The following is a 13,314-nucleotide window of genomic DNA, read 5'->3' on the forward strand; positions in this document are numbered from 1 at the left end:
TTAGAGGCCATTTTTGTTTAGGTTCACTATATCAAAAATTTCGTGTTTTCCACATGTTTCTCAGAACCCACGAGTACTCGATTATATTTTTCCATGAGATTTCCGATAGTTCATCCAATTTAATAAACATGAATATGCTTCTGGCGTAGTGAAAGGATAATATTGTTCGGGTTCTCCTGAATATACTATCTGTTTTGCTGCGATAGCTTTAGTTAGATCACCATTATTGTATAGAGAATAACATCTTTCCACTTGAGATAATCTAGTGCACCTAAACGAATCGCTGAAGACAAAATCAAAAAACCTAAGGTTTGATACGGCGATCAGTAAGTGCAATGAGTTTACGAATTTCCTCTATAGTAAGAGATCAGTGGCTAGTGCCTCTGAAATAAATGGATTAAACTTTTTACCAATATTTGATTGACATCTATTGAGACAGCTGATAGAATCTGTTCGTTGAACTGGATTTCTTTAGAGTTACTAGAACATTGGGTGTCGCATAAGCAGCATAATACCTAACATGATATCTCTAATATGGTCTTTTCAAATCATTTCCTTAACCTGATATTCATTGCGAATTCATAGCTATGTATTAACCTATATTGACCATCTATTGTTGATGATAGGTCATGTAATTTTACTAATATTGATTTTATCTATCTTATCAGATAGCCTTGGCACTGTGTATGCCCGTCAAAATATTTCTGAAGAAATTCATAAGATGTTTAGTAATTTGACACCGGATTATCTTGGGTTCAAAAATTTCTCATACGAATACCCGGGTGGTTTCTCAATAAGTTCCATGCCAAGCATCAATACAAGTAATAATTCAATAACTGGCACACAATAATACTGGTCAAGGCAAGATTATATCCTTAGTAATAGAACATTTTTCGGAAAATTGTAAAAAATAGTAATATTGTGATAAAGATAAAATTTCTCAATATTTCTTAAAACTTGCAACGCAGCTGCCTGACCACATAGAGATACCCAAAACTTAGTTTATGAGGTTTAGGAAACAAAGATATAGAATAAGAGAATGATTTTGTATATCTCTATATTAATAACACTTTCTACCGAAGGATAATAATTAAATGCTATTAATTAGTATTTATTTTTTTTACAATATAGCCTACCTCTAAAATAAGTTAATAATGTTCTTGATGTTAGATTTGATGCAAGATCTACTATTGGTTGGAATACATTTATCTAAGATCTTCTAAGATCACTTTGGCTATTTTTCTTCTTGTGGATTCCTTCAAAACTTGCAACGCGAATACAATCGATGTACCTCCCGTCATCATGCTTGCTATACCTACCGATAGTTCAGGTAATATAATATTTATACTTGTTAACATTACTGTGCCAGATATCTAACCCATGGTTATTAATTTTTTATTCATATCATTAGCAGTGGCAATTTAATATATAAACTAGTGCTAAAATAGCAAAATAGTGCTAACTTTTACTTTTTTAGGAAGATATAGTCATATTTTGCATGGTTATTGATTTAGGGTTTTTAATGGAAAGGTTTGTGAAGTATAAAATATATGATCGACCTTTTCAATAAATTTCACTTAAAAATTTACTCAAGCATTATAATTATAGATTCCTAATCAAGGTATAAATTTGCTAATGTAATATAATTTCAATGAATAAAAATTCATTAATCTTTTTAGCCATAATTTCCACTGTTGTTTTATCGAGCGGTAGCATGGTAACAAATGCTTTTTCTAGCACACCGGCTACTGCATCATATTGTCCCCCAATATGCTTAGATGAGGTACAACAACATGTAAACGATGCAAGAAATGCACTAAATGATGGAAAACTAATTGAGGCAACATCTGAGTTAGATATTGTTAGTAGCTTATTAGACCAATTAGACGATATGACAAGTAAATCAGACTAATTCTTTATTTATTTCAAATATTATTTTAGTATACTAAATCAAATAATAATACTAAGTTCTGTTTGTTAGAACGACAATAAAAATATAGATATGATTACTGATACGGGCTCAGGCGCTAGATTTGGTTCAGGGATAGGCTCAGGAGTAGGTCGTGGGTGTGATCAGGAGGCATTCATACCTATATAGTTTTTTGAAGTTCTATCCTGCAATAACGGCCTTATTTTAACTAGCAGTCTCGCTTGGATAATTTTATAAAAATAAAACAAAAAGAATACGATGATCCCAATCCCACTAATCAGATATCGGATGGAGTGGTTGTCTATGAAAGTTAAATTGTGAAACTGGACCACGAAATTGTTATGCTTAGATCCTGTTCTGCTTCTTGTTGTCCTCAATAATTTATAAATATTTAAGTAACCTTGGGGGAATTATACAATGATTTGCAAAATTTAAAAAAGATTGATAATAATATAGCGAATAGACAAGTACAACTAGCATTCTTTTGTAAAGTTTCTAAAAAAATAGTTAACTAGAAAAATGAATATTTCTTTAATTCTACTTAGCATTGTTCTTTTGTTTTTTATGTATAGCATTTACGTTCAGTTCGAATTTACTAATTCATTATTTGCATTTGAACTAAATACAGCAATATTTAACAATGGTAACAAAACTAATACTTTTGAATCAGGTCTAATATTCAACAAATCCAATTATGGGGCTAATGATAGAAATGAAAGCCAGATCAATTATCTGATTAATATCAGTTCAAACAATGGCCATTCTGAGTTAGCAAAGTTTGCTGTAGCTGGGAAGAATATTTCTGTCATATGGTTAGACGACTCATCGGGATACAGAGATGTTCATTTTAAAAGAAGTATTGACGGTGGAAAGACATTTGAAAAAACTATGAACTTGGGTAATATTCCCGGGGGAGCATATGACCATCAGATTGCAGTAATCAATAATTATGTTTTTGTGATATGGGAACAGTCTCCAGATAACAATGGTCAAATTTTTTTTAAAAGAAGTATTGATGGTGGAAAGACATTTGAAAAAACTATGAACTTGGGTAATAATACAGGATTATCTGGTACACCTCAGATATTGGTTTCAAAAGGCAATTCAGTAGAGAACGGTGGCAATTCCCTTCATGTATATATAATATGGCATGACTCATCTGAAGGCATAGTATTAAGAAAGAGTGATGATGGAGGCAACACGTTTGGAAAAGCCCTCAGTTTAAGTGAAAATAATCCATTTGCATTTTTTCCAAAAATCGCTACCAAAGGTAATAACATATATGCAATTTGGATAACCATTTATAATAAAGGTACGGAAAATGAGACAAGAGATGTTTCATTTGCAAAAAGCATTGACCGGGGAAACTCATTTGGCAATGTAGTGAATTTAACGAATAATGCAAAGATTTCTTTTAATGCGCAATTAGCATCCTCAGGAAACAACGTATATGTTTTATGGACCAATGGTACTATTGTAAAAGATGATTTTCCTATACTTACAGATACTATGTTTAAATATAGTAATAATTCAGGGCAAACATTTCAAGACACAATAAGTTTAAACAATTACACAGGATGGTCGGTTAATCCAATGATTAAGATCAAAGACGATAAATTATACATCCTCTGGGAAGAAAGAAGCCAAAATAGATATAGCGACATATATTTTTGTGTCATAAATATTAAAGATATAAACGAATGTAACTATAAGATAAACGTAAGCAATGATAGTAACAACTCCTTTAACCCATCTTTTGATATATTAAATAACAGTGCTCTTATAGCTTGGACAAATGAAGATTCAAATTATACATCCTCTATCATTATTAAAAAAAATATCAATCCATTGAATAATTTCACAGAAATTGAGACATCATTAATGGAAAATAATACGTATTACTTAAATCCACAGGTGGTATTTTCCGATCTAGGTAATGAAGCATTTATCATATGGAATGGGGATTCAGACATAAATGACGAAATATATCTCACAAACATTGATTATGCAAATATAGATGATGGAAAAAACGAAGTGAATAACAAAAATGTGGTCACTAAAATGAATACGACTCTCACCTACAATTTAGATAATTATTTTCCTTTGAGCAATATTGATATCGAATATCCAAATAACTCTACCTCCCTAAATACTACCCATGGCATCCGTATTGCACTTGTCGATCCGACATTTACAAACGCTGCTTACGATAATTCCTTTTATATCTTCTACAATCTTTACAACAATTTCTCGTTCTATCAAACTACTACAAAATACATCAATTTACTAGAAAGCAAAATTGACAAAGATTCAATACCTGATTATACGGAACTTTATCTCCAAAATCATATTTCTAATTTAATGCCAAGTGCAAATGTTACGATCATATCCGATCTTGATGTCCATAATAGAAATATTTTTAATGACAATACAATTACATCTAACAAATACGATGTAATAATTTTAGGACATCAAGAATATGTAACCCAAAAAGAGTATGATTACCTGAGACAATTCGTAGCAAATGGGGGCATACTAATTCTTCCATATAGTAATATATTGTATGCAGAGGTAAACTATAATCCTAAAGATAATACGGTAGTTTTGGTTAAGGGACATTCTTGGGATTTTGACGGCAAATCAGCCACAAAAAGTATTATTGCAGAGAGGTGGATAAATGAAACATCCGAATGGGTTGGCAGCAATTATGCCAATCAGTCCTCTGGAATCATTTTTGGAAATAATCCCTTTGGCTATCTAAAACATGAGGAACAATTTATCACTAATCCAAAAGTCAAAGTTTTACTTGATTACAATGTAACTCTTCCGACTATAAATCCAAAAGATTTCCATGACTTTAGAATTGCCGCATATGAGCACAATTATAAAGAAGGTAAAGTCATACAATTGGGGATTTATCCCTCCGACGACTTATTAAATAATGATAGATTTAATAGATTTTTTGATAGCATCTTGTTAAAATATATCAATTAAATTAAAAGAAGGTTTTAGACACTAACGAATACATTTATTACAAATGACATCTAGTAGATTCTACAACAGTGCCTGACCTTCAACTTTCCGCATCAAATCCCTGAAGAGTATTTCATAAACCTATACCTCCTCAATTTATTTGTGAATATTTCAAGAGCTGATGGAGACCAGATGGAAAAAAATAATCATGATATTTGAGAACAATTTATAAAACTTTTAGACGAATATTATCAACAAGAAATTTTCTCAACTGGAACGAATAAGTACTAAAAAATGGTAACATCATTGTAAGAAAATTTAGAAAAGATATGAAAACTGCATTAAGACAATACGCACACGTTAATGAGTAACTTTCTACGTGGCTTTATTTTTTTAATTCGACAAGTAATCTTGAGTTAAAGTGGTTGTAACCAGAATTAATGCCTTAGGACAAGATTGGTTCTTTAATTTATTTATGAATCCATTTTATGAAATATAGTTTACGCCCTCTTAATTATGTAGTTCAGTAGTGGTGCGGACTCTAGTATATGAGCCCATGTAGTTAATGGGCCCAAGGGGGCTAATGCTGATATCGGTTCTTTAAAAGAGATTCTATAATCCAATGATTTAATGCAACATTTAAAGTTTTAGCGAATTTGTAATTTAACCAATTATTACAAATAGAAATGCAAAAATGAACGGGTAAAAGCATGATCACAGGAGATAATATAGTAATAAAAGAAACGTCGTTGATCTTTCAAAAAGAAATAAGTTATTGTTGTGCTGCTGCATTGTTTCCAGTGTTTGTTTGACTCTGGTCATTTACATTGTTTCCTGAGCCAGCAGTATTACCACCTGATACAACGCCGCTACCTTGGTTAGAGGATTGTGATTGGCCAATACCTTGATTAACGGTATTACCACCTTTTCCGCCACTACCTCCTTGTTGTGCTGCTGCATTGTTTCCAGTGTTTGTTTGACTCTGGTCATTTACATTGTTTCCTGAGCCAGCAGTATTACCACCTGATACAACGCCGCTACCTTGGTTAGAGGATTGTGATTGGCCAATACCTTGATTAACGGTATTACCACCTTTTCCGCCACTACCTCCTTGTTGTGCTGCTGCATTGTTTCCAGTGTTTGTTTGACTCTGTGAGTTTAGGTTATTACCTGAGCCAGCAGTATTACCACCTGATACAACGCCGCTACCTTGGTTAGAGGATTGTGATTGGCCAATACCTTGATTAACGGTATTACCACCTTTTCCTTTTCCGCCACTACCTCCTTGTTGTGCTGCTGCATTGTTTCCGCTATTTACTTGGTTTTGAGCATTTAGATTGTTGCATGAAACAAAGGTTCCCGTTCCAGAAACACATAATGCATTTTGGTTGGAGGATTGTGATTGGCCTATACCCTGGTTGGCTTGATTGCCACCTTTACCGCCGCTACCGCTTTGTGCTAATGCGTTATTTCCACTATTAACTTGGTTTTGAGCATTTAGATTGTTGCACGAAATAAGAGTACCGTCGCCAGATACACAAACACCTAATTGAGTTGAGGCTTGAGATTGGCCAATACCTTGATTAGCCTTATTGCCTTGAGCAAATACGTTCATGGTCATCAAGGTTGGACCCACAAGAAGTATGAACGTCATCGCTAGAACTGTTGATGTAACTATTGTTTTATTAACACTAAAGATATTATTCATCACTTCAAATAATCATGCAAATTATATAAACTAAATTCTATATTCCTTAGACATAATATTTTATTGTGCGTATGTTATATATGATTTTATTTCTTATGATAAATCTAATAATATCGGTAAAAGCAAATCATATTGAAAGATAAGACCAATATTTCAAAACTAATCTATTTAATGTATGATAAGTATAAAGTATCATGAAATTTGTTTTAATCTTATTCCCTCTATTTTTATTACCTATTTTGCAAGTTGCATACGGTCAAAGTCTGACTGATTCCATAAATAACGCAGTAAATAATAATATTGAGAACACATTTGACTCGATAAATAAGGCCGCCAATAGTAGCAGCAATTCTCCCTCTGGAAATGATAATGGCTCTCAGTCTACCGCTACCGCCACCACGACCACAAGCGGGCCAGGTAATTCAAATTCCACAACTACAACTATGAAAACAAACAGTCAATACTAGATCGAGTATTTATTTTTTTAATTTTGTATACGAATAAATTTAACATATGGTAATTTTGATTTAAAAATATATTGATCCCTTTTCTTTATTCTAGACACAATTTACTGTTTGTAGGTACTGGGTCTTGGTATTGAGATCTGTTATGCTATCTCAAGACCTTTATTGGCTTGCGCCAAAGCCTACAATCTTTTATAAAAGTATTACCATTTACTGGGGGTATTGTGGATGGAGATACTATTTACTGTTTGTAGGTACTGGGTCTTGGTATTGAGATCTGTTATGCTATCTCAAGACCTTTATTGGCTTGCGCCAAAGCCTACATTCTTTTATAAAAGTATAAAATAATACGTTTGTCGATCTTAAATTATTTACGAAGGAGGAATTAATTACCTTGATTTTTATATCATGTGGGATGTCCCTGCCATAATGTAGACAAATTAAGGTCATCTTTTCTTAATATTTTAGAAAATATCTTACGAATTTTATCTGTGAAGATATAATTTTATTGATAGGAAGAGAACGGTAGACGCTATTGCTAGATACCTAAAACCTTAAGTTATAAAATTGAACAAATCATTCCCATGATCATTAGTTACAATCACGGCGGAATAGACATATGCCGATCCAAAAAATATCATGAAAAGAGAAAAAACAGTTCCCATGAAAACAATTATAATTTTAATAGTTTTGTTCATAAAGAATAAAGGTTGAGTGACAATTACATCTTGATTTAGTCATTTTATTTCTATTTTTGAAAAGTACTATTATTGTGAAAGTCATATGCAATTATAAAAATTAAAATGTGAAGTCAGCATCTGCCTCATAAAAGACTATAATTTACTCCCCTGACCATAGCGTCAAAATCCTTCACTACCTGAATATTAACTATCATTTTATTTCCTCTTTGAAGAAAATTATTGATTTAATCCATTATAGTATTATTCCATCGAAATTTATCCTGTTTTATCATTTCTATCTTGAGAATTTTGTATATAAACCTAAATCGCAAAACTGTCCAGCGATGAGTATTTCCATCACACAAATGAAGACTATCGAACATATCAGAATTTTATTATCTTGTTTTGATTTACAAGTTCCTAAATATCAGAGAAAATGACATTAAGTATACATCGTTTACTAAACATTTCGACCTATGAATAGTTTTGATTGTGTTGGCACAAAACCAGGTATCATATAGTTACTAAATTGGTAGCGGATTCGGTGGTAGGTGAAACAAATTTGACTCAAATTACCAATCCACATTGTGACAATATTATTTCTTCCAGTTGCCAAGACCTGCTTTTCATTATAAAAATGCGTTCCTCTCTCAAAAATTCCCTGAAAAGGGATGCAAGTTCTCTTTCGTCATTGATCACAATACTTGAAGGTGCAGATGACCTAGAAAACGACTATTTATATTTTTTAAAATCATTGAACTATATCTAGATATTTTGAGTTTTGGTCTAAGGGGATTTGAAATAGGAAATAAAAGCGGTTCAATTACCATCGTGTCCACTTTGATCATTTAGTCTTATAAATAAAACCAAAAGTTCCACAAAGAAGCAAAATATTTTTAGTCGTAAAAAACACAGTATATATGAAAGTTCTTAAATTTATCATTTCAATAGTTATTTGTCAATCTGCAGGCATCTTTGGTTCACTTTTTACAATTGAAGCAGTACCTGATTGGTATTCTACATTAACGAAACCGACATTTGCTCCACCAGGTTGGGTATTTGGCCCAGTTTGGATTATTCTATATTTTCTGATGGGAGTGTCTTTATATACCGTATGGGTATGTGAATCTAAGCCTAAAATTAGAAAAGTCTTCTTTACAGTATTTGGAATTCAACTTGCTCTAAATGCCTTGTGGTCATTATTGTTTTTCGGATTAAAGTCACCATTACTAGGATTATTAGATATCCTTCTACTTGATATAATGGTAACAGTTACAATAATTTATGCAAAATCAATTTCAAAACTTGCAGCCATACTTTTAGTTCCCTATTTAGTCTGGATAATTTTTGCTTCTATACTAAACTTTGCAATCTTCTTGCTTAATTAAAATCAATCTTTTATTTCGTTAAATTTGCAAACAGATATTGTCCTCCGATTCCTGGTTTTTCAATTTCTATAACGGAATTATAACACTTTTTGTCCTTTTTTTGTGGAACCCAACTAGGCGGACCATTATCGACATGAACTCATAGTGTTTAGTAATCGATATATTAATAATCACTTTTTTCTCAGTTTGTTTTATTACTGGTTGTAAAGAAATACCATCTTAAATTGTTTCTATTGAATGATAACCTATATGACTAATATTCATCCCAAAAAAATAAACTTCAATTTCTACACAAAGGCGAATGGATTTATTCTTGACTAATCAAGTATTGACATCTTCAGAGATTGTTATGATTAATAGTTTTAACGATAGTATAATAATTCAGCGCAAATATATGCACTAATATTTATAAATTATAAATGATCTAACAATTTAAATAATTTTCAGTATTTTATAAATCACTTTCGTCAAAAGAAGAAGTAATAAAATGTATATTTGAATACAACTCTAGCGTTAGTGAACTTAGTATATGAAAAAGATCATTGGCGTTGTATTTCCTGACCTTGGTAATAAAAATATCAAAGTAGAATTAGACAATTCACTTTCTCCAAAGACTTTTCAAGCAATATTTGATCATCTCCCAGTCAAAGTGAAAATTAACAGATGGGAAATGAACTCTATACGGATCTCACGGAAATAGATGTCGAAGCGGAAGAGAACGGGAAAACGGAAGTTAGTAAACTGGATGTCGCATATTGGCCTGAAGGTAAAGCCTTATGTTTATTCTATGGACCAACTCCCATAAGCAAAGACGGAAAAATATATGCATATTCTCCTGTTAAAATTGTGGGTAAAAGTCTAGATCCACCCATGAAAGATAATATTCTAGATCATGTTAAGACCAATACAAATGTAGTACTAAAATAGCAGCCAATTTACTGAAAAAACTATATATTGCTAAAAAATTAAATTCTTGGACATAGTTGTATGGCCGTACCTAATATGCTTCTCTTCAATCAAATATAAATAGAAAAGAAATGCAAGATTTATTGTGCCTCACATAGTAATTGCTGGACCTTTGAAATTTGAAAATATTTACGAAGAATTTCAGAAAGAAATTCACAAAATAGATGATAAAACAATTATCAAATATACCGATTGTTTTCTCAATAAGGATAAAAACATAGTTTTGATGAGCACAGTTGTAATTGAAAATCAAAGGCCAATATCTTTTTACACAATAATTATGGCAAAAGAAAATCAAATAACCATTAGATTAGATCCTATTACTGATCCGGAAAAAACATTTGGTGTTAAAAAGTCGCTTGCCCTAATTGCTATGAAAATATTGAAGAAAGGAAATAATTTGAAGATAACGAAAACAAATCTTCAAGACTTTATAACCCAATAAAATTCTTATAGTGAGTTAGTATCGCTTTAAACACTGAGAAATACATATTTTAGCATAGTTTAAAATGCTTTTTAATTTTTGGCCATGTTATGGCGGTATTTAGTTACTTTTCGAGTTATAAGCAGGATTGTGTAAGTCATAATATTACGATATCGCAATATCCTCTTTGCTACAATATTGAAATAATCTGATTTTACTAATTTATACAGTAATTTAAAAATAGCATTGCGGCTCTAGTAACTACGCATTAAACTTTTATTCTTTCTGAAACTGGTAGAGAATTGTTTAATGTATCTAGACATCTGTTAACTAGATTTCGGTTATTTGTGAAGAAGCCTCTATATTTAGCAGGGGTAATTTCTTCAGCAATTAATGCACAACCTTCGTCTTCACTTATAGATATTATTATCCAATTATTTTCCAATCCACAGTCACTAAAATCTATTATGCCTGCCAAATTGGATAAACTAATACCGCTTGCCAAGCTGGTGTTTCCTATCAAATACAGTTTTTTTGTCAGTGGAGAAATGGTGATGTATTGTTCTTTGACATCGTTGAAATTACTGTTCCTTTGAAATAAAGATATTAATGTGAATTTGTTAAAGGGGGGTTTTATTCTTACGATGTTTTCTATTCCTCGACTAAGTAAAAGCATGCTTTTTCTGGTTGTTGTATAAAAAGACTCATTCCAGTTCTCTGGTGCTACAAAATAATTATTTGGATAGTTTAAAGTGTTATTATAATCCGATTCAATTTCTTCAGATGGAAGTTTCTTTCCTTTAAAATCTACTATCAATTGTGTAAACGGTGTAGTACGAGAAGAATTAGACATTATTAATCACATTTGTTAGGTCATTAAGGCTATATATTTAATTTCTTGTATTGATTTGCATTTTGTTTATTTAGACTATATTTCCAGCATAGACGAAAACAATCACTTTTTCTTATACCTTTTATTTATAGACCAAAATAAAAGAACCAATATCGACGTGAGTCCAAGGAATTTAATAATAGATATATTACAAATCCAGTTAAGTAACTAAAAATTATTTTATATTAAATTTGTTCGAATCCGTGTGGATTAGTGCCGATATCGGTAGTCAGTTCATATAGAAATGACCCAAATTACATTTCTGATCTTGTTTGGTACTTTCTTCCAAAGATTCTTTTATTTGGTTTCATCCTCCTCTCTCTATTGTTCACTTTAGATCCGGATGATTTATTCGCTAGTCACACTTGAGGTAATTACTTATTTCTGGAGCAAATACATTCTTCCTGCTAACTCTCTGTTATTCAGTTTTTTGGTATGTTTTTTATTAAATCGATTTCTATTCCCCTTTTTATAAAAGTTATACAGTCTAGAAAAATCTTTAGTTATTTGGGTTATCGCTTCTTTCATCCTGCTACTCAAAGCATACATTTAAAGTAATACAAGCACTAGGTAGCATAGTCGATTTGCTTAATGTAATTATCTTTCTGTAGTACATCCGGCGTATTGGACTTTGAGAGTTGCCTAGGGAGGGATTCATGGAAATTTAGTTCTAGATTGAATATCATCGCAGGACAAATAATCTCCCTCAAGACCTTACTTCAACATGACTATAAATATTAAAACCATACAGGGATATTATATCTAAAAGGATGATTGGCCAAAAAATGTTAAAATTTATAGATGACGTCCATATCCCTATAAGGATAGCTTGTATTTCTGAGTCGGGTTATCCTATGGTTGTGTCACTAATGTATATTTATATGGATGAGAAATTTTTTTGTGCTACGCAAGCGACTTCAAAACTTATAAAGTCTTTAAAGATAAATTCCAAATGTGGTTTTGAAATTGCTCGGGATTCTCCTCCCTATCGTGGCGTCAGAGGATATGGAAAAGTTACTATAGTTGAAATTTTAGGAGAAAAAATTCTGCGCATATTATTGCAGAGGTATTTTGAGGGCAAAGAGTCATCACCGTTGTACAAATTTTTACTATCAGAGAATCACCTAAAGACAGAAGTTGCTATAGTAATATATCCTACTAGAATATTTGAATGGGATTATACTAATCGTATGAAGGATTTGATATAAAATAAGTTGATCCATTATATCAATCACTTTGGAGCATTTATATTTACAATTTAATTTTTGAATAAAGTGTAATATAATTGATAGATATCGGAGTATTCTTTATTGCAATATTATGTTAATATGTAAATTGAGGAACTGATAAAATAATAAGTAGCGCATAACATACGAATATTGAAGGATCCATGAATAAAAATAATAATCCGCTAGTGTTTTCTGAAAATGAAACTAAATATTTGTTCGACAATCGGTTAGGCAGACTAGCGACCGTTTCGTCTGAAAATCAACCTCATGTAGTTCCTGTTTCATATAATTTTGACGGAACAGATTTGTTTTTTGGAGGTTGGAATCTTAAGCCTAGTTTAAAGTTTCGACATATTCTGAAGAACAATAAAGTCGCAATGGTGGTGGATGATTTAGTGTCTATCAATCCATGGGTACCTAGGGGAATTGAAATTAGGGGAATCACCGAGATATTAAGAGGAGAGGATTATGTTAGGATCATACCTGTTAAAAAGGCTAGTTGGGGTTTATAAAATCGTCGCGTTAGCAGATGACAGCATTTATCATTTGTAGTCTAAATTCATGGTCAGTTAAATTCAATAGAGATATCAGTCAAGAGGACCACGCAGCTCCTAAATTAACATATTATCTATAGATTGAAAATATCCTAGTGTTAGAAAG

At 31.7% G+C, this 13,314-nt stretch carries 12 protein-coding genes; 9 read left to right on the forward strand and 3 right to left on the reverse strand.

Translation table 11 applies throughout. The annotated features are described in order from the left end of the window. Positions 1–619: 619 nt before the first annotated feature. Complete coding sequence (locus tag AAGU22_RS08445) at positions 620–850, forward strand: hypothetical protein (protein ID WP_458718684.1); 231 nt, start codon at positions 620–622, stop codon at positions 848–850. Between the two features lie 355 nt (positions 851–1,205). On the opposite strand, the gene AAGU22_RS08450 is transcribed toward AAGU22_RS08445, so the two are convergent. Further along, entirely contained in the window at positions 1,206–1,358 is a 153-nt protein-coding gene (locus tag AAGU22_RS08450) for a hypothetical protein (protein WP_458718685.1), read from the reverse strand. 293 nt (positions 1,359–1,651) lie between these two features. Between AAGU22_RS08450 and AAGU22_RS08455 the strand changes: the two genes are divergently transcribed. Both AAGU22_RS08455 and AAGU22_RS08460 read left to right on the forward strand, forming a co-directional pair. Then, positions 1,652–1,912, forward strand: a complete 261-nt coding sequence (locus tag AAGU22_RS08455) for a hypothetical protein (RefSeq protein WP_458718686.1) — start codon at positions 1,652–1,654, stop codon at positions 1,910–1,912. A 582-nt stretch (positions 1,913–2,494) separates the two neighbouring features. Then, complete coding sequence (locus AAGU22_RS08460; RefSeq protein ID WP_458718687.1) at positions 2,495–4,924, forward strand: sialidase family protein; 2,430 nt, start codon at positions 2,495–2,497, stop codon at positions 4,922–4,924. 751 nt (positions 4,925–5,675) lie between these two features. Here the strand turns inward: AAGU22_RS08460 and AAGU22_RS08465 are convergent. Continuing rightward, entirely contained in the window at positions 5,676–6,611 is a 936-nt protein-coding gene (locus AAGU22_RS08465; protein ID WP_458718688.1) for a hypothetical protein, read from the reverse strand. A gap of 194 nt (positions 6,612–6,805) precedes the next feature. Between AAGU22_RS08465 and AAGU22_RS08470 the strand changes: the two genes are divergently transcribed. The 4 genes from AAGU22_RS08470 to AAGU22_RS08485 all read left to right on the forward strand — a co-directional run bounded on the left by AAGU22_RS08470 (position 6,806) and on the right by AAGU22_RS08485 (position 10,554). Further along, on the forward strand, positions 6,806–7,078 hold the full coding sequence (locus AAGU22_RS08470) for a hypothetical protein (RefSeq protein ID WP_458718689.1): 273 nt from the start codon (positions 6,806–6,808) through the stop codon (positions 7,076–7,078). 1,597 nt (positions 7,079–8,675) lie between these two features. Beyond that, the gene (locus AAGU22_RS08475) at positions 8,676–9,143 is read left to right on the forward strand and encodes a TspO/MBR family protein (RefSeq protein WP_458718690.1); all 468 of its coding nucleotides are present in this window, start codon (positions 8,676–8,678) and stop codon (positions 9,141–9,143) included. A gap of 663 nt (positions 9,144–9,806) precedes the next feature. Further along, positions 9,807–10,070, forward strand: coding sequence for a cyclophilin-like family protein (locus AAGU22_RS08480; protein WP_458718691.1), 264 nt, complete (start codon positions 9,807–9,809; stop codon positions 10,068–10,070). A gap of 151 nt (positions 10,071–10,221) precedes the next feature. After that, positions 10,222–10,554 carry a hypothetical protein gene (locus AAGU22_RS08485; protein WP_458718692.1) on the forward strand — a complete coding sequence of 111 codons (333 nt, stop codon included), beginning with the start codon at positions 10,222–10,224 and terminating at the stop codon, positions 10,552–10,554. A 247-nt stretch (positions 10,555–10,801) separates the two neighbouring features. Here AAGU22_RS08485 and AAGU22_RS08490 read toward each other — a convergent pair whose 3' ends face one another. Beyond that, a complete protein-coding gene (locus tag AAGU22_RS08490; protein WP_458718693.1) occupies positions 10,802–11,386 on the reverse strand; it encodes a hypothetical protein in 585 nt (194 codons plus the stop codon). A gap of 824 nt (positions 11,387–12,210) precedes the next feature. Between AAGU22_RS08490 and AAGU22_RS08495 the strand changes: the two genes are divergently transcribed. Both AAGU22_RS08495 and AAGU22_RS08500 read left to right on the forward strand, forming a co-directional pair. Continuing rightward, positions 12,211–12,633 carry a pyridoxamine 5'-phosphate oxidase family protein gene (locus AAGU22_RS08495; RefSeq protein ID WP_458718694.1) on the forward strand — a complete coding sequence of 141 codons (423 nt, stop codon included), beginning with the start codon at positions 12,211–12,213 and terminating at the stop codon, positions 12,631–12,633. 182 nt (positions 12,634–12,815) lie between these two features. Further along, entirely contained in the window at positions 12,816–13,166 is a 351-nt protein-coding gene (locus AAGU22_RS08500) for a PPOX class F420-dependent oxidoreductase (RefSeq protein ID WP_458718695.1), read from the forward strand. Positions 13,167–13,314 lie beyond the last annotated feature (148 nt).

Source organism: Candidatus Nitrosocosmicus sp. R (assembly GCF_054408505.1).